The organism is Vibrio splendidus (genome assembly GCF_003345295.1).
Taxonomy (GTDB): Bacteria; Pseudomonadota; Gammaproteobacteria; order Enterobacterales; family Vibrionaceae; genus Vibrio; species Vibrio splendidus_K.
The window spans coordinates 513937-535362 of sequence record NZ_CP031055.1 but is presented as its reverse complement, the minus strand read 5'-3'; the positions used below and the strand labels follow the sequence as shown (position 1 = coordinate 535362).

18 protein-coding genes and 1 tRNA gene are annotated in these 21426 nt (G+C 44.2%); 8 read left to right on the top strand and 11 right to left on the bottom strand.

Going from position 1 to position 21426, the window contains the following annotated elements:
- The first annotated feature begins 4 nt into the window (after positions 1 to 4).
- On the top strand, positions 5 to 469 hold the full coding sequence (locus DUN60_RS02355) for an Sbal_3080 family lipoprotein (RefSeq protein ID WP_114633088.1): 465 nt from the start codon (positions 5 to 7) through the stop codon (positions 467 to 469).
- Between the two features lie 121 nt (positions 470 to 590).
- Here DUN60_RS02355 and gltX read toward each other — a convergent pair whose 3' ends face one another.
- Positions 591 to 2018, bottom strand: a complete 1428-nt coding sequence (gltX, locus tag DUN60_RS02350) for a glutamate--tRNA ligase (RefSeq protein WP_114633087.1) — start codon at positions 2016 to 2018, stop codon at positions 591 to 593.
- A gap of 331 nt (positions 2019 to 2349) precedes the next feature.
- On the opposite strand from gltX, the gene DUN60_RS02345 reads away from it, so the two are divergent.
- A complete protein-coding gene (locus DUN60_RS02345) occupies positions 2350 to 5133 on the top strand; it encodes a heavy metal translocating P-type ATPase (RefSeq protein ID WP_114633086.1) in 2784 nt (927 codons plus the stop codon).
- On the top strand, positions 5123 to 5563 hold the full coding sequence (locus tag DUN60_RS02340) for a DUF411 domain-containing protein (RefSeq protein ID WP_102447590.1): 441 nt from the start codon (positions 5123 to 5125) through the stop codon (positions 5561 to 5563). Before DUN60_RS02345 ends, DUN60_RS02340 begins: the two co-directional genes overlap by 11 nt.
- A 263-nt stretch (positions 5564 to 5826) precedes the next feature.
- Here the strand turns inward: DUN60_RS02340 and DUN60_RS02335 are convergent, their stop codons facing one another.
- Both DUN60_RS02335 and DUN60_RS02325 read right to left on the bottom strand, forming a co-directional pair.
- On the bottom strand, positions 5827 to 6519 hold the full coding sequence (locus DUN60_RS02335; protein WP_017076640.1) for an oligogalacturonate-specific porin KdgM family protein: 693 nt from the start codon (positions 6517 to 6519) through the stop codon (positions 5827 to 5829).
- A 535-nt stretch (positions 6520 to 7054) separates the two neighbouring features.
- A complete protein-coding gene (locus DUN60_RS02325) occupies positions 7055 to 9706 on the bottom strand; it encodes a beta-N-acetylhexosaminidase (protein WP_114633084.1) in 2652 nt (883 codons plus the stop codon).
- Between the two features lie 405 nt (positions 9707 to 10111).
- Here DUN60_RS02325 and DUN60_RS02320 point away from each other — a divergent pair, with 405 nt between their 5' ends.
- Both DUN60_RS02320 and DUN60_RS02315 read left to right on the top strand, forming a co-directional pair.
- Positions 10112 to 10999, top strand: a complete 888-nt coding sequence (locus DUN60_RS02320; protein ID WP_114633083.1) for a TraB/GumN family protein — start codon at positions 10112 to 10114, stop codon at positions 10997 to 10999.
- Positions 11000 to 11120: 121 nt separating this feature from the next.
- Positions 11121 to 11543, top strand: coding sequence for a hypothetical protein (locus DUN60_RS02315; protein WP_102566920.1), 423 nt, complete (start codon positions 11121 to 11123; stop codon positions 11541 to 11543).
- A 159-nt stretch (positions 11544 to 11702) separates the two neighbouring features.
- Here the strand turns inward: DUN60_RS02315 and DUN60_RS02310 are convergent.
- Positions 11703 to 11779, bottom strand: a tRNA-Pro gene (locus DUN60_RS02310).
- 255 nt (positions 11780 to 12034) lie between these two features.
- Here DUN60_RS02310 and DUN60_RS02305 point away from each other — a divergent pair.
- The 3 genes from DUN60_RS02305 (at position 12035) to rluF (ending at position 14195) form a co-directional block, all read left to right on the top strand.
- The gene (locus DUN60_RS02305) at positions 12035 to 12175 is read left to right on the top strand and encodes a DUF3149 domain-containing protein (RefSeq protein ID WP_004736246.1); all 141 of its coding nucleotides are present in this window, start codon (positions 12035 to 12037) and stop codon (positions 12173 to 12175) included.
- A 167-nt stretch (positions 12176 to 12342) separates the two neighbouring features.
- Positions 12343 to 12924, top strand: coding sequence for a DNA endonuclease SmrA (gene smrA, locus DUN60_RS02300; RefSeq protein WP_114633082.1), 582 nt, complete (start codon positions 12343 to 12345; stop codon positions 12922 to 12924).
- Between the two features lie 176 nt (positions 12925 to 13100).
- On the top strand, positions 13101 to 14195 hold the full coding sequence (gene rluF / locus DUN60_RS02295) for a 23S rRNA pseudouridine(2604) synthase RluF (RefSeq protein ID WP_114633081.1): 1095 nt from the start codon (positions 13101 to 13103) through the stop codon (positions 14193 to 14195).
- Between the two features lie 127 nt (positions 14196 to 14322).
- On the opposite strand, the gene ybaK is transcribed toward rluF, so the two are convergent.
- From ybaK to prfA, 7 genes are all read right to left on the bottom strand, one after another.
- The gene (ybaK, locus tag DUN60_RS02290) at positions 14323 to 14796 is read right to left on the bottom strand and encodes a Cys-tRNA(Pro) deacylase (RefSeq protein WP_017076861.1); all 474 of its coding nucleotides are present in this window, start codon (positions 14794 to 14796) and stop codon (positions 14323 to 14325) included.
- A 118-nt stretch (positions 14797 to 14914) separates the two neighbouring features.
- Entirely contained in the window at positions 14915 to 16576 is a 1662-nt protein-coding gene (gene ushA, locus DUN60_RS02285) for a bifunctional UDP-sugar hydrolase/5'-nucleotidase UshA (protein WP_004736242.1), read from the bottom strand.
- A gap of 576 nt (positions 16577 to 17152) precedes the next feature.
- A complete protein-coding gene (gene kdsA, locus DUN60_RS02280) occupies positions 17153 to 18007 on the bottom strand; it encodes a 3-deoxy-8-phosphooctulonate synthase (protein WP_175400146.1) in 855 nt (284 codons plus the stop codon).
- A 22-nt stretch (positions 18008 to 18029) separates the two neighbouring features.
- The gene (locus DUN60_RS02275) at positions 18030 to 18839 is read right to left on the bottom strand and encodes a SirB1 family protein (RefSeq protein ID WP_017084479.1); all 810 of its coding nucleotides are present in this window, start codon (positions 18837 to 18839) and stop codon (positions 18030 to 18032) included.
- 27 nt (positions 18840 to 18866) lie between these two features.
- The gene (locus DUN60_RS02270; protein WP_004736238.1) at positions 18867 to 19250 is read right to left on the bottom strand and encodes a SirB2 family protein; all 384 of its coding nucleotides are present in this window, start codon (positions 19248 to 19250) and stop codon (positions 18867 to 18869) included.
- Between the two features lie 191 nt (positions 19251 to 19441).
- Positions 19442 to 20314, bottom strand: a complete 873-nt coding sequence (gene prmC, locus DUN60_RS02265) for a peptide chain release factor N(5)-glutamine methyltransferase (protein ID WP_114633080.1) — start codon at positions 20312 to 20314, stop codon at positions 19442 to 19444.
- A 5-nt stretch (positions 20315 to 20319) separates the two neighbouring features.
- Positions 20320 to 21408 carry a peptide chain release factor 1 gene (prfA, locus tag DUN60_RS02260; protein ID WP_004736236.1) on the bottom strand — a complete coding sequence of 363 codons (1089 nt, stop codon included), beginning with the start codon at positions 21406 to 21408 and terminating at the stop codon, positions 20320 to 20322.
- Between the last annotated feature and the right edge of the window lie 18 nt (positions 21409 to 21426).

The window sequence follows — 21426 nt, the reverse complement described above, 5'->3', positions numbered from 1 at the left end:
GATAATGAAAAACTGGCTAGCTCTTGCTGTTGTCTTTTTACTCGCAGGTTGCAGTGCTCCGAAGTATTCGGGCAATGCACTTCCTGAAGCAAACAACATCGAAAATATCACGATCGTGGAAGATGTAAAAACACGCAGCATTTTCCTCGATTCTATGCTTGATTGGTGTCTGAATAATCAGGTTAAATGTAAAGTAGTTGCCGACGGTTCAGAACATAATCCAGAGGACATTACGCTTGATTATGTCTCTCGCTGGAGCTGGGATTTCAGAACCTTTGTGGCGGATGCTAAGATCTCAGCTTATCAAGATCAACAACGCATAGGCAACGTTGAGTTTAAAGCACCGAATAGCGGAAATTTATCAAAGTTTGGCGACGATATGGAACGCATCAAAGCGATGATGGATATCTTGTTCGATAAGAAAACAGCGGCTCAAGCGACCCAAATGATTGCTGACGACAAGCTATAACGAATCCAGTTCTGATCAGCAGAATTCGGATCGACAAAGCTCTAAGCGACGAAGCTCAAGACAAATAAAAAGGGTCAGTAACCAAGTTGCTGACCCTTTTTTGAATCTAGCAATCGCTCAATTAAGCGTTAGCTTCACGCTCAGCGATGAACTCAAGAGCCATCTTGATACGAGCGATTACGCGCTCTTTACCAACAAGCTCCATTACTGCATCAACAGAAGGAGACTGACCGCCACCTGTTACTGCTACGCGAAGTGGCATACCGATTTTACCCATGCCGATCTCTAGCTCTTCACATACTGCTGCAATCACACCATCTTTGATGTTTGCAGTAGTGAAATCTTCAAGTGCTTCAACCTTAGCAAGAGCAAGCTCTAGTGGGCCTTTAGCAACACCACGTAGGTGCTTCTTCGCTGCGCCAGCTTCAAACTCAGAGAAGTCTTCGTAGAAGTAACGAGACTGCTCAGCAAGTTCGATAAGCGTGTTACAACGCTCGCCAACTAGCTTGATCACTTCAGTGATCGCTGGGCCGTTTGTTGTATCGAGCTTCTGTGCGTCTAGGTGCCATTGCAAGTATTTTGCAACGTACTCAGGCTCAGAAGTCTTGATGTAGTGGTTGTTCAACCAAAGCAGCTTTTCAGTGTTGAATGCAGATGCAGACTTACTGATTGCTTTAAGGCTGAAGAACTCAATCATCTCTTCTTGAGAGAAGATCTCTTGGTCACCGTGAGACCAACCTAAACGAACTAGGTAGTTATTCAGTGCATTTGGTAGGTAACCTTCATCGCGGTATTGCATTACAGAAACAGCGCCGTGACGCTTAGAAAGTTTCGCACCGTCATCACCAAGAATCATTGCACAGTGAGCGAAAGTTGGAACTGGCGCGCCTAGTGCTTCGTAGATGTTGATTTGACGAGGTGTGTTGTTGATGTGGTCTTCACCGCGAACAACGTGTGTAATACCCATATCCCAGTCATCCACTACAACCACGAAGTTGTAAGTTGGAGCACCGTCTGTACGACGAATGATTAGGTCATCAAGTTGGCTGTTAGAGATTTCAATGCGACCACGGATTTGGTCATCAAATACTACACTGCCTTCTTTAGGGTTACGGAAACGGATAACGCATGCATCACCTTCTTTTGCTGCTTCGTTTGCTGCAACAATTTTAGGGTGGTTAGCATCGTAACGAGCCATTTCTTTGTTTTCTTCTTGTACTGCACGAATCTCATCAAGCAGTTCTTTAGACGCGTAGCATTTGAATGCTTTGTCTTCAGCAAGTAGCTTATCAACCATTTCGTTGTAACGGTCAAAACGCTTAGATTGGTAGTAAGGACCTTCATCCCATTCCATACCCATCCATTGCATGCCTTCTAGAATTGCATCAACCGCTTCTTGAGAGTTACGCTCAAGGTCCGTGTCTTCGATACGTAGAACGAATTCACCACCTTGGTTCTTAGCGAATAGCCAAGAGTAAAGTGCAGTACGTGCACCACCAACGTGAAGATAGCCAGTTGGGCTAGGAGCAAAACGAGTTTTAACCGTCATTTAAATACCTTGATTATGTAGGTGATTCTTTTAGTGGGGTCTATTACAAAGTCTGTAATAGACAAATATCACTAAATTTTGGGCGCTATTTTATCACCACCGCTTAAATCTACAATCAGTAGTGAATGATTAATGCGCTGTTGTTGTACGAAAGCGAGTGTAGAAAGGCTAAATTCAGCTTCGATGTAGCAAATCTATAGCCTGAGCCAATAAATTATAGCCACGCTTTTCTTTAACTCACGCTTATTTCACCAACGTAACCCACCCATTCATATTCCACTAAGATCAATTTTTTAAATTTATGTTTGACCTTACCCTTACGGTAAGGTTTATGTTGGGTGTAGATGAGAATTGGAGTATCGATATGAACCATTACACTACCGCACTCAACGGCCTAAATTGCATGGGTTGCGCGAAGAAAGTCCGCACCCTGTTTGGTGATTTCGATAACACGACGATCAACGACATATCGCCGACGTACATCGACATTTCGACTCCTTTTAGCTACTTTGAACTCAACGAACAGTTAGCGACCCTTAGTTATTCCATGGGTAATTCGCTGCATCTATCATTATCGGGGCTCAGCTGTGGCAAGTGCGTGAGCAAACTGACTCAAGCACTTGAGCAGACCGAGCAAATCTCAGACCTAGAAGTCAGCAAACATGAATTGTCCTTGGTTACTTTGCTTGCAGAATCAGAGGTTATTGCGCTGATCGAAAGCGTGGGTTATCACGCGACTCCCTACTCTGAAGCTAATGACCTTTTATCGAGTTCAGATTCAAAAGAAGATAAAAAACCAGCGCCCGTAGAACCGACACAAGCTAAACCTGCAGCTAGCCAATATACCTATCACCTTGTTCTTGAGGGAATGACGTGTGCGAGTTGCGTTTCTTCGGTAGAGAAAGCGTTGAAAAAGAATGAGTTCGTCGACCAAGCTCAGATCAACCTCGCTGAACAGACAGCCTTGGTCTTCACGTCTAAAACACGTGACGTCATCGAGAACGCTCTCATAGAATCGGTAAAAACCGCAGGTTATGGTGCGGAGTTCGTTGATGACGCGGCGACTCAACAACAAAAACAGCAAGAACAACAACTTCGTACCCAAAAAGTTTTCCTAAAGAATTCAGTAAGCGCGCTGGTTATCGGAGCTCCGCTGATGGCGTGGGGTCTGTTCGGTGGCAGCATGACCATTGTTACATTTAACGATCAATTGGCTTGGGGATTGGTTGGTGTGGTCTGTTTGATACTGCTTGCGACCTCGGGACGCAGCTTCTTCACGAATGCTTGGCAGTCTCTCATGCATAAGCGTGCGACCATGGATACCTTGGTCGCTTTGGGCACGGGTGCAGCGTGGTTCTATTCAATGCTGGTTGTACTGATTCCATCATGGTTCCCAGAACCATCACGTCATGTCTATTTTGAAGCAAGTGCAATGATTATCGGCCTTATCTCTTTAGGACACTACATTGAAGCCAAAGCCAAAGCACGCACCACCAAATCTTTACAGGCACTGATTAACTTACAACCTCAAAAAGCGGTAGTTATCGTCGATGGTAAAGAACAAACCATCGCCGTAGAAGCGATTCAGGTCGGCATGCAAGTACGAGTAAAACCCGGTGAGAAAGTGCCGGTTGATGGTGTCGTGGTATCTGGCGAATCTTATATCGATGAATCGATGCTGACTGGCGAACCGCTTCCCAACGTTAAATCGATTAATGATGGTGTTTCAGCAGGAACCATTAATGGTGATGGCAGCTTAATCATTGAAGCAACTGGGATTGGCTCAAGCACCATGCTGGCTCGAATCATTCAGATGGTTCGCCAAGCACAAAGCAGCAAACCTGCGATAGCTAAGCTTGCTGATTCTATCTCGGCCGTGTTCGTACCTGTTGTAGTCGCGATCGCAGCCATTGCCGCCCTAGTTTGGTTTCTTGTTGGCCCGCAACCTAGTGCAAGTTACATGCTCGTGGTATCAACCACTGTACTGATCATCGCCTGTCCATGTGCCTTGGGCCTAGCAACGCCGCTCTCAATTACTGTCGGCGTTGGCAAAGCAGCAGAGTTTGGCGTCTTGATCAAAGATGCTGATGTGTTGCAATCTGCCAGTAAAATCGATGCCGTCGTGTTTGATAAAACAGGCACCCTGACCCAAGGTAAGCCAACCGTTCAGCAAGCCTTTTATGGCGATTTACCAGAACAAGAACTGCTGGCTTACGCCTATTCGGTAGAGGTAGGGTCAGAACACCCCCTAGCGAAAGCCGTCTGCCAATATGCAGAAAGCTTACAAGTTTCGGCGCTACCCCATAGCGAATTCGAAAACCAACGAGGGTTAGGAGTACAAGCAATAATTAACGGCAAGAACGTTCAAGTCGGCTCACTTAAGTACCTCACTCAACTTGGCATTGAGACTGAAATTGGCGCGGACTTTATTGAGCTTTGCCGCTCACAGGCATGGACACCCATCTTCGTTGTAATCGGTCAAAAACTGGAAGGCATATTTGGTATTTCAGACGCATTAAAAATAGATAGCAAACAAGCCATTGCTCAACTAAAATCCGCCGGAATTCACACCGTGCTATTAACAGGCGACAACGATTCTGTTGCTCAAGCGATAGGTAAAAGTGTCGGTATCGACGAGGTTATCTCGGAAGTACTTCCAGAGCAGAAAGCTCAACATATTGTTCAGCTTCAACAACAATATAAGAGCGTTGCCATGGTTGGAGATGGTATTAACGACGCGCCAGCACTGGCTCAGGCGGATATAGGTATAGCAATGGGCAACGGCAGCGATGTCGCAATCGAGAGTGCGCAAATGACACTACTCAACTCATCGCCATTATCAGTTAGCAACGCGATCGAGCTATCCCAAGCTACAGTTAGAAACATGAAGCAAAACCTATTTGGTGCCTTTATCTATAACTCGCTTGGTATTCCGATCGCGGCTGGTGTGCTCTACCCATTCTTTGGATTTTTGCTAAGCCCTGTCGTTGCAGGCGCTGCGATGGCAATGTCGTCAATTACGGTAGTAAGCAATGCCAACAGGCTGAGACTGTTCAAGCCCACTCATTCTAATATCAACAAAAATCATATTCATGAGGTTCACCATGATTCGTAAAGTTATGACTCTTACTGCACTCGCTGCTATTTCAGGACAAGCTTTAGCTACTGATGTTCTAAACCACAAATCACCATACTGCGGCTGCTGCACAGCATGGACTGAACATATGCAAGATGCCGGGTTCGATGTCACAGAGAAGCTCCACGATGACATGAATCCAATCAAACAAAAGCTAGGTGTAACGCCAGAGCTTGCTTCTTGCCACACGGCAGAGATCGACGGCTACGTATTTGAAGGGCACATTCCAGCAGAAGACGTGAAAGCCTTTTTAGAAAACCCACCACGTAATGCGATTGGCTTGGCTGTTCCTGGCATGCCAATGGGCTCTCCGGGCATGGAGCATGGCGATAAGAAAGACGAGTATTCTGTGTACGCGTTTAACGAGAAAGGTCAGGTGTTTGAATACCGTCATTACAATGGTAATTAGAACGTAAAGAGACGGACACAAAGCAATAATTAAAAAGCCATGAAAATAGAGCCTAGCATTAGGTAAACCCAAGACTGTGGTTTACTTGCTAGGCTCTTTGCTTTTGGACAGTAAAGCAAATCTTGTAGCGGTACCAACCGGGCTGTTAGTACTGCTATGTTTTCGTCGCTAGTTAGCGAAGACGCTATTTAACAAAAAAACTAATGAACGAATAAGCTCACTTGGCTAATAATCGAATCGACTAAATAGCCAAGTGAATCGGCTTAGAAGCCGTAAGAAGCACCGAATACGAATGCGTTGTTCTGCTTAGAGTCGCCGTTTGCGAAATCTACACCGTTAGCTTGGCTACGGAACTCAAAGTAAGGTTGAACACCTTGACGAGTCCATGTCGCACGTAACTCATGGTCCATAGCTTCTGCATCAATCATGTATACGTTGTTGTAGCTAAGCGCTAGGTCTGCATTCACTGTGTAAGCAATGCGGTTATCCATGCGGTAGTCTGTGTCAGCATTAGCAGAAGTATCATCGATGTGTGCACGAGTACGGTTGCTAATAGAGATACCGTTATCGAAGTTGTAGCCGATCTTAACTAATGGACGGAACTGAATGCTCTCACCCGCAGAGAATAGGTGTTGGTAACCAGCAGCAACCCATAACTTGTCTGTAATGTTGAAAGATTGCTCACCACCGACAGTGATACCAGGAGTAGTATTACCTGCACCGCCATTTTCAGATTCAAGTTTGCCCAGTTGGATGCCATCAAACTCAGAGTAAACCGTGAAGCCGCCTAGAGAGTTGTCAAACGTGTGACCAGCTTCTAGCGTAGAAGTCATATCAGAACCGTGGATACGGCCGTCATCGTGAATTTGAATGTTACCTGTTACGTAAGAAGAACCAGCGAAAGCACTAGAAGCGAAAGCAAGAGAAAGAGCACTTAGAGCGATAATTTTTTTCATAGTAAACTGCCTTAGTTTGATTTTTTCAGCGGCACATCTTCGGTACATCATTCACCTTCACCGCTTGAGTAGTTGGTTGCCTCCCTGGCATGAAATCTATGTTGCTCGAATTAATTTGCGTTTCAAAATAAAAGAGTGGGCAGAGTGATCTCTCTCACTATCAAAAAAGAACAAGTTATTTAACAGATTAAAATCAGTCACTTAAAAACATAAAAATTGATAAAAAACTCAAGACGCAAAAATGTACAGATCAAGATCACATTATTTTACGACGCAAAATTAGATTCGGTTAGTTCAATCACATCTGATTTAGAGTTTTTTATAGGGGACTTATTTTTTGAAGAGAATAATGAGAAGCCCGTCACTTTTGCGACGAAACTCACCTTATGTGCATTGTTGACGATATAAACAAAGACGGTTTCTATATGTTTCAGTTTAAGAGAAAGACTTAACTCGCCTTAAACAAAAAGAGCTCCCGCTTTTTATCTAAGTAAGATAATAGCTAGAGAGCCCTTTTGTTAATGTTGCTTATCGATTATTTAACCGAAGTAACTCGGCTTACTCTCTCGCCACTTTCAGAGATAGATCGGATGTACGTTTCGCTTGAAACCGAAGGACGTTGCTGCTCATCATAAGTCAGCCAGTTTTCACCATCAGCAGAGTATTGCAGCTCTACACCTGGGAATTGTACGTTCATCGCTAGCTTACCATCAACAACCTGAGCGCCCGGTACTGGTAGTCGGTAATCAATACCTGCTTTCTCAAGTTTCGCCAGTTCACGTTGACCAACAATATTCGCGAAGCGATTAAAGTCGCTGTTTAAATCCTGCTTATTCACTAGGTTTGATTCTTGAGAATATTCAACGCCCACTTTATAGTCGTTTTCCCAATCCGCTCTGTGCCATGCTCTTTCTGCTGCAGCAAGAACGCGAGGGAATACCATGTATTCATATTGCTCATCAGTACGTACTGTTTCAGACCAAAGTTGCGCCGACAAACCATAGAAAGGTTTCGCTTCAATTTCACCTTTACCACTGAAGCCATTGCCGTCACGGTCTAGTGATGTTTCTGCATTTTGTGGCATGTTTTCTGGTGCGAAGCCAAACATCTTACGAGTATCGGTTGCACGAGTTGCCCAGTAGTAACCGCGCTCTGCAGCATCGACTTCGTATGGCATATCCATGTACACATAGTCTGGGTTAGAAACAATCACGTCATAACCTTTTGCTGACCAGTCGTATACAGATGAAGTGCCGCCCCAGTAAAGAACGTCCCAGAAGTTAACGCGCGTACTTTCTGTTGCAAATGCTTCCTCGCCTTCGCTGTATTTCAGGCCATCTTGCCATGCTTGGAAGTGTGGAATACCTTTATCAGCAACAATCTTAGATACCTGCTCTGCAAAGTGACTTGGCAGGTGACCGAAATCGCTCACAGTACCATCAGCGATCAAAGACTGACACTGTGGAGATTGTTGGAATGGCTTGTCTTGCTTAGCCAAGTCAATGTTACCTTTCCATGCCACTTTATCTTCTGCATTAACATCTTGTAAGCCAGCACCTAACTTGATGTTTTTCGCTTCATCGCCGCCAAAGTGCCAAGTCGTTAGTGGAACGCCCGCTTCTTGGTGCATTGCCGCCACTTCAGAGATCACTTTATCGACAAAATGAGTTGAAGATTCCATACATGGGTTAATGAAACTTTGCTTATCGTAGAACTGAACCGTGGTTACGTTCGATGTATCTTGTGGATCCATCAAGCGGTATTCGTTCGCTTCCGCTTCTTTACCTTCCGCTATTAGGCGAGTGTAACGCGCTTCCATTGATACCACAGCAGAACGAGCGTGTGCTGGCATATCAATTTCTGGGATTACTTCGATGCTGCGCGCTTTTGCGTAGCTTAAGATCTCGACGTAATCCGCTTTACTAAAGAAACCAGAGCCAAAGTTGTCTGTTGTTGGACCTGAACCTAGCTGAGGCAGTAAACAGCTTTGCTCTTCCAAATCAAAACAACGATTAGACCCTACATCCGTTAACTCTGGTAAACCTGGGATTTCTAAACGCCAGCCTTCATCATCTGTTAAGTGAAGATGAAGTTTATTCATCTTGTAGGCCGCCATTTGATCTAGCGTTGCTAGGATGGCATCTTTTGAGTGGAAGTTTCGAGCAACATCCACCATCACACCACGGTAATCGAAACGTGGCGCATCTTGGATCGACAGTTGTGGTAATGATTCAGCGTTCTGACTGTCTATTAGGCCAAAAATAGACTGAACTGCGTAGAAAGCACCTGTTTTATCAAACGCTTTAATCGCAATCCCCTCTTCCGAGATGCTTAGTTCATAAGCGCCAGATTTCGCCAAATCACCCGTAAAATGAGTAGGAACAACAGCAACACTAACAGGTAGGTCGCCACTCACATCTACGTTTACCACATCTGCACGTTCTTCAATTGCAGCGAACTGCTCAGCATCAAATGCCTCTTTCGGTAGTGCAATACCACCAGCAATGCTCACTGAACCTTCGCCTGCTTCTACCGACATCGGTGTTGGTAGTAGAGTTGTTGATACATCTTGTGTTGCTAGATCAGAATTCTTTTCAAAGCGAGTAACCGCGGTTGCCATGACATTGTTGTCATCAGGAGTGCGCTTAAGGTTGTTTCCTTCCAAACCGGTCACAAACGACGCGACATCTTCAGTATTCAATGAAGCAATCATCTTAGGTTCTGCGTTTGGCGCGGTTACGAATGCACCCGGCATAAAGTCGGTTTCAAACAGTTGCCAATATTCACTCGTCAACGGAAGAATCACTTCTTCACCAGCGGCAAAACCATCGAACTTATCTGTAGGCTCTAGTTTGTGTAGGTCACCCGTTACACGAGTGATTTTAAATTGTTCGTTATCAACATCTAAAATAAGGCGAATACTGTGGAAATAGATAGTCCAATCTTTCGAGTCAATCGCTTCACCGTCATTGGTCAGGGTCATGTTCACTTTGTTACATGACGCCCATTCAGCACCTAACTCCTGACAAGCCATACCTTCATTCGCACCGTGATTGGTTAGAATTTCATATTGCACATCAAGGTTATCAGCCAGTGCATTAACAACCTGTTGCTCAGGTGCTTGCGTTACGGCACAACCCGATAAACCAGCTAATACCGCGACAGATAGTAAGTTTCTTTTCAACATCGTATTCACCCATAAATTTAAAAATCGAGTCAGAAGCAAAGTGGAGCGCTTCTAAAGTTAGATAAACTATATGGCCTTATTTTTCGCCGTGAATTAAATCAAGTTAATAAAGTGATCGACTTCAAATCTAAAAAATATTGATAAAATTAACCTGATTAAAATCATAAAGTTACCGACATCGACAGTTCCGTCATTTTTATTTCGACGTAATATTTGAGAATTGAATCACAATCTTTTGAAAGGATTTCATAAAATCGTGTCGTTGTTACTGAGAAAGGTTTAAGAGTTTGTTGGTGTTGTTATACTTTTCGTACAAACAACGTGACATCGTTCTCAAAAAAAACCGTTAAAAAACACCGTCAAAATCGATTTTAACGAGTTTAAGACTTCCTAAAGGAGATCCCTTTGCGCCCATTCTTCTACATGACTTTATTCGTTCTCGCTTTTTCAGCTAGGCAAGCGGTCGCCGAGCCCCTTTATTGGCAAGCAAAAAAGGATGAACTGACACTCACTATCTTAGGTTCCGTGCACGTTGGAGACGAGAGTATGTACCCACTTCCTTCAGCGATCACCGATGCGCTAAAAAACAGTGATGGGTTAGTTATCGAAACGGATATCAGAAAGTCTGATGGCGTTGTATATCCTCACAACAAACTCACCACAGCCGATGTGCTCAATGAAGAACAACTGCAATTATTAACCGACATATCAAAATCGTTGGAGATGCCGACGCAACAACTGCTCAGCTCACCGCCTTGGGCGACTTCTCTCTCCATACAGATGCAGCAGCTAAAAAACCTTGGTTATGGCTCCGCCGGCGGCGTTGATGCGACGCTAGCTTACAAAGCGACTATCCAAGATGTTCCGGTTATCAGTTTAGAGCCACTACAATTCCAAATAGACCTGATGACAAAACAAAAGGATGACGGTAAGGAATGGTTAGTCAGTAGCCTTGAGGAATTTGACCAAACTGATCGTGTGGTTCATTGCCTAATTGAAAGCTGGAAAGCGGGTGATTTAGCGAAGCTTGAAGCCTTCGCAGAGCTGTCTGAGATGTCGCTTGAACTCGAGAAAGCATTCTTAACTGATCGCAATATCGACTGGGCAAACAAGCTATCCGCCAATGATTGGAAACTCGATTCAAATGGGAATTATTTGATCGTGGTTGGCGCCTTGCACCTAGTTGGCGAAGGTAACCTTTTGCAGTTGTTAAAAGAGAAAGGTTTTAATGTCACTCAACAATCACAAAGCCAACAGGCTCAGTGTCAATTTGAGGTTAGTGACGGCAACTAACTAAATTCGATACCATGACCTTCTCATAATATAACCATTACCTAATAACAGAATCATTACATTTAATAGCACCATAACGGTGCTATTATCTTTCGCTCTTTTTATACACGGTGTTGTTCTCATGAAACCAGTACTCTTCGCTTTACCTTTAGCCCTCGCGATCCTGATGCCCACGGCAGCGTCTGCCAAAGAAACTTGTACCATAGAACAGTTTCAAGCCATCGACATTCAGCCAGATACAAAAGGCGGCGTGCTAGATAAAGAAAGCGGACAGTTTTTGATTACTGAGAAGCCACCCATGCGATGCGCGAACATTACGTTCACGACGTCTACGACACGCAACCGTATCGCAAGCCAAATGAATGGTAATTTTGAAGCAAGCTTTTACGATGGCAAGACAGGTAACTCTCACTCGGTGACCTTTAACGAAGATGAAGTACAGGCAGGTTACATTCGAATTGGTCCAAATAATCCTGTTGAAGCGTATGTTTGCTTTGTTACCTCAGAGACACCAATCAAGAACATTACTTGTGATGTGAAGTAAACAGATTTGGGACGGGCTTATTGAGTCAATCCTTTTCTCTATGCGGGATGTTTAGAACAACAAGAGATTCCCGACTCGCTCCTTCGCCACTCTAGGGAATGACGCACATACCAAAATGCAAAAAAGGCTTCTCATTTCTGAGAAGCCTTTTTCTTAATGTGGTCGGTGAAGAGGGATTCGAACCCCCGACCCTCTGGTCCCAAACCAGATGCGCTACCAAGCTGCGCTATTCACCGAGATATCTAACTGGCTGATTGCCTGTCGATGAAGCGTATAATACGGATTCTGAATTTATGCGCAAGAGCTTTTTTCACTCTTTTTTACAATATCGAATCGTTCGAACAAAAGACGTACAACCCAACGGCTAATGTGACGAAAAACACACACTCACCAACAAGTATTTAACTTATGAAACAGGATTGATCCAGATCAGTGAATTGATAACGCTACTTAATACACTGAGCCATGTCATATAACTTTGAGGTATACACATGGACTTTTGGCTAGAACTCCTATTTGGTAATGCAGTGGGGCTATCTTCAATGATAGTAATATTCGGGGCTCTGGGTCTCATGATGTTCTATGGAGGCTTCTTCATCTACAAAGTTATGACTGAAAAATCTCCTCACTAGAATCGCTCAGCCTAAGTCATCTACTTTTAAGTATCATTTTCTTTGGGTGGATGTAAAAACGCTTTGCACCGGAGCAGACTTATTTTCTTCTCCGGTTTTTTCATTTTTAAACCCGGCCTCAACTTAGGTATACTCACCCTATCCTTCTCCAACTTGAGATACACACTATGTCTCATGATGACGACTTAGATCTATTCCAAGAAATGATGGGCGATGTTAAACGTATCGACCATGACACCGCCGAACACCAGAAAGTACACCGAGTCACAGAATCTCACCTTGCTAAGCGTGAAGCCGCTATGTGGCTGCCTGACGACGAGAAAGACTACTTATCATTAGACTACTCACCAATGATCAAGCCAGACGACGTCATTGCTTACAAGAAAGATGGTGTACAAGAAGGCGTATACAAAAAGCTGCGCTTAGGCAAATACCCTATTCAGGCCAAACTCGACCTTCATAGGAAAACACTGAAAGATGCTCGTAACGAAGTACTCTCATTTTTACGTCAGTGTTTAAGAATGGATGTTCGCACCGTTATCATTGTTCACGGTAAAGGTGAGCGCTCGAACCCACCAGCAATGATGAAAAGCTACGTGGCGAATTGGCTCACGCAAATTAACGACGTTCAATGTGTTCACTCTGCTCAGCAATTTCATGGTGGTACTGGCGCAGTCTACGTTATGCTCAGAAAGAGTAACGAGAAAAAGCTGGAGAACAGAGAGCGCCATCAAAAACGCACCAGTTAACTGGTTGAAACAGATAAGTACACTGATAGCGAATTGCATCAAGATCGATATTTCGTGCCTAGACTCACACCAAGTGCTAAAATTGTCCTCAGTTAACGAATCCCAACTCAAAGCAACTATCAAAAGGTTGCTTTTTGTTTATCTATATTTCCGTTGTGAAACGCTAAGAGAATATCATGTCACAAGAATCCCAAGCTAAACGCCTTAATAAATACATCAGTGAAACTGGTTTTTGCTCACGCCGCGAAGCCGACAAACTCATTGATGCAGGCCGAGTTACTATTAACGGTAAGATCCCTGAAATGGGTACTAAAGTCTTGCCCGGTGATGATGTTGAGATCGACAATAAACCTGTTCGCTCAAAAGAGAAGCCAATCTACATTGCTCTTAATAAACCAACAGGCATCACCTGTACTACTGAACGTGATATTCCTGGCAACATCGTCGACTTTATCGGCCACCACAAACGTATTTTCCCTATTGGTCGTCTAGATAAGCCTTCTGATGGTCTTATCTTCTTGACCAACGATGGCGACATCGTAAACAAAATCCTACGTGCAGGTAACAACCACGAGAAAGAATATGTGGTGCGTGTAGATAAGCCGATTACGACTGAGTTCTTGAAGCAAATGGGCGCTGGCGTTCATATTCTCGATACTGTTACCTTGCCATGTAAGGTCGAGAAAGAAACCAAGTTTTCGTTCCGAATTACACTAACGCAAGGCCTTAACCGCCAAATTCGCCGTATGTGTGAAGCATTGGGTTACGAGGTATTTAAGCTGCGCCGAGTTCGTATTATGAACATCTCATTAGACGGCATTCCTAACGGGAAATGGCGCTACCTGAGCGACGAAGAGATCACTGAAATTTTAGCGATGTGTGAAGGCTCTGTAAGTACTGAAGATGCATCAAAAATGAACGCGAAAGGTCAACGCATTCGCAAAGCGACAGACGCAAAACTTTTTGATAGCCGTGAAGAAAACCAAACTTCCACAGCGCGCCGTAATCAAAACGAGAACCGTACTCGCACCTATCGCGGTAATAATGCGGATGAATTCCGTCATGCGCCTAACTCGAAACGTGGCCGTAACTCATCGAATGGTGAAAGCGGTGGCAATACCGAGAACTGGAAATCGAACTCTCGTTCAGAGCGTTCTAATTTAGATAGAAACAGTTCGGATCGCACCCGCACAGATCGCAACAATAACGATCGTCGAAGCGGTAAGCCTGCACCGAAGCGTGTTGGTGGTACTTTAGGTCTGAAGAAGTAGTCATAATTCGTCCTCAATGTACAAGCACATTTCAGGATAGACACTCAATATAAAAGCGCCCGCTAGGTTAATCTAGCGGGCGCTTTTGTTTGTCATTTGGTAGTTATATCATCATGACGACGACAATCTATAAACATAGATCAGCAAACTGACCGCGAGTCAGTAGCGCTAAGTCTTTCGGGTCGAGTTCAATTTCTAGCCCGCGCTTCCCTGCACTCACGCATATCGTTTCAAAATCTGTCGCGCTGGAATGAACAAAGGTAGGCAAGGCTTTTTTCTGACCAAGAGGGCTGATCCCACCCACCACATAACCCGTAGTTTTCTGAGCAATATCAGGGTTCGCCATCTCTGCTTTTTTGCCTTTTGCCGCTTTTGCCGCAAGCTTCAGGTTTAGCTTCTGATCAACGGGAATAACGGCAACAGCTAAATCTTTAGCGACGCCATTCAAACAGAACAAAAGCGTTTTAAATACACGTTTAGGATCCTGCCCAAGCGCTTCAACGGCTTCTAATCCGTAGTTCGTATTATTCGCATCATGGTGATATTGATGCACGCTATGAGCGATTTTCTTTTTCTTAGCGAGATTGATTGCAGGGGTCATAACAAATCCAAACGATAGATAAACAAAAAGCGACGCCGAGGCGTCGCTTTAGTTAAATTTATCATGGTGCTAGAGTCAATCTAATTTAGCACCTATTGACTCAATCAACTGGGTTCAATTACTTGTAAACCATTTGACCAGAAGGTGCGTACTTGTTCACGTCAACTGGGCTGTTCGCTTCTAGGTACTCTTTCAGTACTTCAGCATCAACAAAACCTGTGTTCACGTAACCAGGGTGATCAGAAAGTTTAGGGTAACCGTCGCCACCAGCCGCGTTGAAGCTTGGCACTGTGAAACGGTATGTTTCGTCTAAACGAAGCTGTTTGCCACCGATGAAGACATTCGATACTTCACCGTTTGCTACTGTCATTGAAATGCCAGCGAACTGCGCGTAAGCACCAGAATCGATTGGTTTCGTCGCCACAACGTTTAGGTAATCTAGAACTTCTTTACCTGTCATGTCTGTGTAAGTCAGGATGTTTGCAAAAGGTTGTACCTTCAGTACATCTTTGTAAGTGACATTGCCCGCTTCAATTGAGTCACGAACACCACCAGAGTTCATCACAGCGAAGTCTGCTTGTGCACGCTCCATGTGAGAAGTCGCAATCAAACGACCTAGGTTAGTTTGTTGGAAACGCACCACGTTACGATCGCCTTCAAGCTTGCCATTTGTCTCAGCAATTTGAACTTCTAGCTGTGCTTGACCTTGCTCTTGGAAAGGACGTAGGAATTCAAGCAACTCTGGGTCTTGTGCGATCTCATCTTGAATAAGAACACGTTGCTTCTTACCGTCAATCTTAACTTTCTTCTTAAGGTTAACTGGAACCAGATCGTAGCTCACCATCTCTAGCTCGCCGTTACGGAATTCGTAATCAGCACGACCTACGTACTTGCCCCACTCGTGAGCTTGAACAATGTAGGTACCGTTCTGTACGTCTGGTTTACACTCATCACCCGGCTTGAAGTTTTTCTTCGCAACGTTAGGGCCTTCCATACATACAGGCTCTTGAGAGTGACCACCAACGATCATGTCTAGGTCGCCTTCGTTTAGGTAACGAGCAAGTGCTACATCACCCGGTGCGTTAACACCACGTTGGCCGTTTTCGTAGTGACCCATGTGAGTCACAGCGAAGATTAAGTCTGGCTTCTCTGTTTCTTTAAGTTCAGCGATTAGCTTCTTCGCTTCTTCTTTAGGGTCACGGAAGTCAATGCTCGCGATGAACTCAGGGTTACCGATTTTTGCCGTATCTTCAGTGGTTAGACCGATAACTGCAATCTTGATACCTTGCTTTTCAAACATCTCGTAAGCTTGGAACTTGCGTTCGCCTGTTGCTTTGTCGTAGATGTTTGCAGATAGCATTGGGAAGTTAGCCCAGTCGATCTGCTTTTGTAGTACGTCTAAAGAGTTGTCAAACTCGTGGTTACCCAATGCCATTGCATCGTAACCAATTTTATTCATACCTTTGAAATCAGGTTCTGCATCTTGAAGATCTGACTCTGGCACACCCGTGTTGATGTCACCACCAGATAGAAGCAACACGCTACCGCCTTCTGCTTCAACTTCAGCACGAAGTTGATCAACAAGCGTTTTACGCGCAGACATGCCGTATTCACCGTATTTGTTCTGCCAAAAACGACCATGGTTGTCGTTAGTGTGTAGAACCGTAAGCTTGTAAGTTTCGTCTTGGTTCCAATCTTGAGTTGATTGAGACGCACACCCAGCTAGAGTAGCTAGGATTGCAGCACTTAGTGCTGTCTTTAGAATAAGGCGTTGCTTCATTGTCATACCTTTGAACTTTTTAGGGGAATCCACTGCTTTTTATAATCTATTGCGACCCCTTTCCTGGAGTTCGAACAATAAGACTTCAACATGACTAATCTTAAATTAACATTCTAGATGTAACACGACGATTTCATATTTATGTCGAATTGGTCACGCATAGATCGGCAGTTAAGTGTAACAAAATTATGAGATTACACTCAAACTTCCCCTGCATCACAGGCAATCGTTTACTTATAAAGTGTGATGAACATCAGTAATTTACTATAAACAGGACAGACCTCACACACCCATACCACTTTCTTAGGGAATCAAAGGTTCTGTTAACAAAGATTTAATCATCTGCCGTTGATTAGTGCTCTGAAAAACAGGTTAACTAACGACTACACAGCTTAGTCATAGTCAAAACAACTTAGTCATCGTCAAAATAGGCCGAGGCTTCAGTGAACTGAACGGATGTCCCGTTAAAAAAAACGCCCAACTCTAAGAGTTGGGCGTTTATCTTATGCTGTTAAATAACCACTTAAACTCACTAACATTAGCGATTTAATGCTCGTTATTTAGCATCAGCCAAAGCTATTTAATATCTATGTGGTCGAAGCCTTTGATAAGGTCATCAAGTGCTTTCATCTGCTTCAAGAATGGTTCTAGTTTATCTAGAGGTAGCGCCGATGGGCCATCACAGCGTGCTTGATCTGGGTTAGGGTGAGCCTCAAGAAACAGACCAGCAATACCCGTCGCAATGCCAGCTTTAGCTAGTTCAACCGTTTGCTCACGACGACCACCAGAGGCCGCACCTGATGGATCACGCATTTGAAGCGCGTGAGTCACATCAAAGATAATTGGGCTGCCGTTTGATGATTTTTTCATTACACCGAAACCAAGCATATCAACAACTAAGTTGTCATAACCCATGCAAGAACCACGTTCACAAAGAATGATGTTGTCGTTGCCACACTCAGCAAACTTATCAACGATATTACCCACTTGATCTGGGCTCATGAACTGAGGCTTCTTCACGTTGATTACAGCACCGGTCTTAGCCATCGCTTCAACAAGGTCAGTTTGACGAGCAAGAAACGCTGGAAGCTGAATTACATCAACCACATCTGCAACAGGCTGAGCTTGTGCTTCTGTGTGGATATCAGTAATGATCTTCACGCCAAAAGTATCTTTCAGTTCTTGGAAGATTTTAAGACCTTCTTCCATACCTGGACCACGGTATGAGTGAACTGAGCTGCGGTTTGCTTTATCGAAAGACGCCTTAAATACGTAAGGGATGCCCAACTTCTCTGTGACTTTCACGTAATGCTCACAGATCTGCATTGCTAGATCGCGAGATTCAAGAACGTTCATGCCTGCAAATAGCGTAAATGGCTTGTCGTTAGCAATTGGCATGTCACCAATGTGAACTGTTTTCTGTTCCATCATATTCTCTCTAAATAATTATTAATTAGTGAACAACCACTGTCTTTTCGTTCATGACGTTCACTTGAGATTTCAGTAACTCAGATGCAGGGTCATCTGGGCATTGGTCGATAAAGTATTGGTAATCCGTTGCAGCAACTTGATGACAGTCTAGCTGCTGATAAATAAAGCCACGGTCACGGATTTCATACGGATCATCCGGCACAAACGTTAACGCAAGATCAGTACACTTCAATGCAAGCGTATAACGCTCTTCTCGCAATAATGCACTCTTAAGCAACGCTAGCCACTTACCAATAATCGTTGGGTGATCGGCAACCTCTAAGTGTTCCGCTTTCACCTTAGCGAGTGGGCCATCATGGCCGATTAACCAAGCTCGTAAAGTTTGTACGCCAACATACTCACCGTTGTAAGGGTTAATATAGACGGCTGCTTGCCCGTACCAACTCACTTTTAGCAAGAATTGAGTAGGGAAAGAGACGCCCTCTACAGGGAAGCCTAGCTTGCGACCTAGAAAAAGAAAAATCGCACCAAGACTCACAGGGATGCCTTTCTTTCTCTCGAGCACTTTATCGATGAATGCGTTTTCCGAAGAGAAGTACGCATCTTTATCGCCAGCAAAACCCCACTCGTAAAAGAATAGTCGAATAAAAGATTCAAACTTCTGCTGCTCATCGGTTTCATTAACCAAAGCAAACTCAGCGTCTTTTAACAATCTCGCCAGTTCTTGCTCAGCCCAGCTGTCTTGAGTTTCTGGGTTAATCGCTTTATTTAAGATCAATGCACCTTCAGCTAACTCTAGCTGGTCAAAGTCTTCATCAAAAAATTCGTACATACGTAACTAACCGAAATAAGGAGATAATTAACCGAAAAATGTTGGTGTCTTCGTCATTGCGATTTTGCCTGCCATTGCTAGCCAGCCTAGAGCGCCAAAGAATGAAAAAACTCTCAATAGCTTGTTCTTACCTAACTTAAGCGCAAAGAAGCCCAGGGCGATGTAAGCCATTACACAGGTCAGTTTTTCAGTTAACCATGGTGCCGCTGGTGTAAATGGAATAAAACCAGTAATAAAAATCAAACCAATACCCGATAGCAGCAGCAACGAGTCATTGATATGAGGGAAACGCTGCAAGAAAGGATGCTTAAGCTTTGGTGAGTTAACCATCATCAGAGCGAAACGAATCGAAAGAAGTAGCGCGCTTATAGCAATCGTTAGTAGGTGAAAATGTTTTAAACCTTCGTACATGGTATTCCTTTATATTTTTATATGTGCTTTCGTTAACACGAGCCAAACAATACCCGTTAATGCCCTGTATTTCTGCGTTAATTCTCTGTATTTCCGCGTTAAATGCATTATCGAGTTAAGTGTATTGTCGAGTTAAAGGTATCAATTTAGCAAGTTCATCATCTATTGCTCACAAGATGATTAACAGCAGCCTATGAACAGTAACGACCCAATGTCACTCGGTCATTACCACCGTAATCTTTTTCTGTAACCACATCCAAGTAGCCCAGTTGTTGCATTATCTCACGTACCGCCAAGCCTTGGTCATAGCCGTGTTCAAACGCTAGCCAGCCTTCGTTTTCTAAAAAACCGCGTGCGTTTTCAGAAATGTATCGAATATCAGCTAAACCTTTCTCTTCAGCAACTAACGCTGTGATCGGTTCAAAACGCACATCACCTTGAGATAAATGAGGGTCATTCTTCTCAATGTAAGGTGGGTTCGAGACAATCAACGAGAACTTCACAGCTTCTTCTTCAGAATTCACCGAGTTCAAAGGCTCAAACCAACTGCCATGTAAAAAGGTGGCGTTGGTGATGTTCAAGCGTTGTGCATTTTCTGTAGCAAGTTGCTGCGCTTCAGGGCGAAGATCAATGCCCGTAACTGGTCGATTCGGCATTTCAGACGCCAATGCTAACGCGATAGCACCTGTGCCCGTGCCTAAATCGAGAATCGCACCTTGTTTGCCATACGTTTTGTCTAACGCCACTTCAACCAAACGCTCGGTATCTGGACGTGGGATTAATGTAGAAGGAGAAACTTTTAACGGCAGCGACCAAAACTCACGTTCACCAACAATATAAGCCACAGGCTCACCGGTTAAGCGACGTTTTAGAAGGGTATTAAATTCGGATTCTTGTTCTGAAGTGAGATGCTTCTCAGGCCAAGTTAGTAGGTAAGATCTAGGTTTATCTAAAGCGTGACAAAGCAGTACCGCAGCATCAATCGAGGGCGATGTGTTATCGCCCTCTTGAAGCTGTACGATTGCTGACTTTAAAGCACTTTCAACCGTATATGCTGACTGCATAGTAATTAGTTGTGCTCAGCAAGTGCTGCTAGTTGATCTGCTTGGTGCTCTTGTAGAACAGGATCAAGCAGGCTTTGCATATCACCTTCCAGAACTTCGTTCAGGCGGTAGATAGTTAAGTTGATGCGGTGATCAGAAACACGGCCTTGAGGATAGTTGTACGTACGAATACGGTCACTACGGTCACCAGAACCTAATAGGTTACGACGTGTATCTGAAATCGCGGCAGCACGACGCTCTTCTTCAGCTTGAACGATACGAGCCGCAAGAACAGCCATCGCTTTCGCTTTATTTTTATGCTGAGAACGCTCGTCTTGACACTCTACTACTGTACCTGTTGGTAAGTGAGTAATACGGATTGCTGAATCCGTGGTGTTAACGTGCTGACCACCCGCGCCTGATGCACGGAAAGTATCAATCTTAAGGTCGCCCGCTTTGATCTCTGGAAGATCTGCTTCTGGGATCTCAGGCATAACCGCAACGGTACAAGCTGATGTATGAACACGACCTTGAGATTCAGTCTCAGGTACACGTTGTACACGGTGACCGCCAGACTCGAACTTCATTGTGCCATAAACAGCGTCGCCACTGATTTTAGCGATCATCTCTTTAAAGCCGCCCTGCTCTGAAACATTGCTACTCATCACCTCAACGCGCCAACCTTTTTTCTCGGCAAATCTAGAGTACATGCGGAAAAGGTTACCCGCAAAAATACCCGCTTCATCACCACCAGCACCGGCACGAATCTCTAAGAAACAGTTACGCTCATCGTTTGGATCTTTTGGAATCAGAAGAATTTGCAGCTCATCAGTCAGACGTTCAATATTCGCTTTCGCATCTTTGATCTCTTCTTGAGCCATTTCGCGCATTTCTGCGTCGTCTTCATTTGCCATCTCTTCAGCAGCTTCTAAATCTTCTTGAGCTTGCTGGTATGATTTGAAGCACCCCGTCACCTCTTCTAATTGAGAATACTCTTTTGACAAGGCACGGAATTTGTCTTGATTCCCAAGTACACCGGGATCACCAAGTAGATGTTGAACTTCTTCATAGCGTTCAACAAGTGTTTCAAGCTTTATTAGAATCGAGGCTTTCATAATGTCTTATTCTGTTGG

What these genes read in the sequence shown, in the direction of transcription:
- ushA (WP_004736242.1), bottom strand. Translation starts at nt 16,576, where the DNA reads ATGAAGCAACGCCTTATTCTAAAGACAGCACTAAGTGCTGCAATCCTA.
- DUN60_RS02315 (WP_102566920.1), top strand. Translation starts at nt 11,121, where the DNA reads ATGAAACCAGTACTCTTCGCTTTACCTTTAGCCCTCGCGATCCTGATG.
- prmC (WP_114633080.1), bottom strand. Translation starts at nt 20,314, where the DNA reads ATGCAGTCAGCATATACGGTTGAAAGTGCTTTAAAGTCAGCAATCGTA.
- DUN60_RS02355 (WP_114633088.1), top strand. Translation starts at nt 5, where the DNA reads ATGAAAAACTGGCTAGCTCTTGCTGTTGTCTTTTTACTCGCAGGTTGC.
- rluF (WP_114633081.1), top strand. Translation starts at nt 13,101, where the DNA reads ATGTCACAAGAATCCCAAGCTAAACGCCTTAATAAATACATCAGTGAA.
- smrA (WP_114633082.1), top strand. Translation starts at nt 12,343, where the DNA reads ATGTCTCATGATGACGACTTAGATCTATTCCAAGAAATGATGGGCGAT.
- DUN60_RS02325 (WP_114633084.1), bottom strand. Translation starts at nt 9,706, where the DNA reads ATGTTGAAAAGAAACTTACTATCTGTCGCGGTATTAGCTGGTTTATCG.
- gltX (WP_114633087.1), bottom strand. Translation starts at nt 2,018, where the DNA reads ATGACGGTTAAAACTCGTTTTGCTCCTAGCCCAACTGGCTATCTTCAC.
- kdsA (WP_175400146.1), bottom strand. Translation starts at nt 18,007, where the DNA reads ATGATGGAACAGAAAACAGTTCACATTGGTGACATGCCAATTGCTAAC.
- DUN60_RS02340 (WP_102447590.1), top strand. Translation starts at nt 5,123, where the DNA reads ATGATTCGTAAAGTTATGACTCTTACTGCACTCGCTGCTATTTCAGGA.
- DUN60_RS02275 (WP_017084479.1), bottom strand. Translation starts at nt 18,839, where the DNA reads ATGTACGAATTTTTTGATGAAGACTTTGACCAGCTAGAGTTAGCTGAA.
- DUN60_RS02305 (WP_004736246.1), top strand. Translation starts at nt 12,035, where the DNA reads ATGGACTTTTGGCTAGAACTCCTATTTGGTAATGCAGTGGGGCTATCT.
- ybaK (WP_017076861.1), bottom strand. Translation starts at nt 14,796, where the DNA reads ATGACCCCTGCAATCAATCTCGCTAAGAAAAAGAAAATCGCTCATAGC.
- DUN60_RS02335 (WP_017076640.1), bottom strand. Translation starts at nt 6,519, where the DNA reads ATGAAAAAAATTATCGCTCTAAGTGCTCTTTCTCTTGCTTTCGCTTCT.
- DUN60_RS02345 (WP_114633086.1), top strand. Translation starts at nt 2,350, where the DNA reads ATGTTGGGTGTAGATGAGAATTGGAGTATCGATATGAACCATTACACT.
- prfA (WP_004736236.1), bottom strand. Translation starts at nt 21,408, where the DNA reads ATGAAAGCCTCGATTCTAATAAAGCTTGAAACACTTGTTGAACGCTAT.
- DUN60_RS02270 (WP_004736238.1), bottom strand. Translation starts at nt 19,250, where the DNA reads ATGTACGAAGGTTTAAAACATTTTCACCTACTAACGATTGCTATAAGC.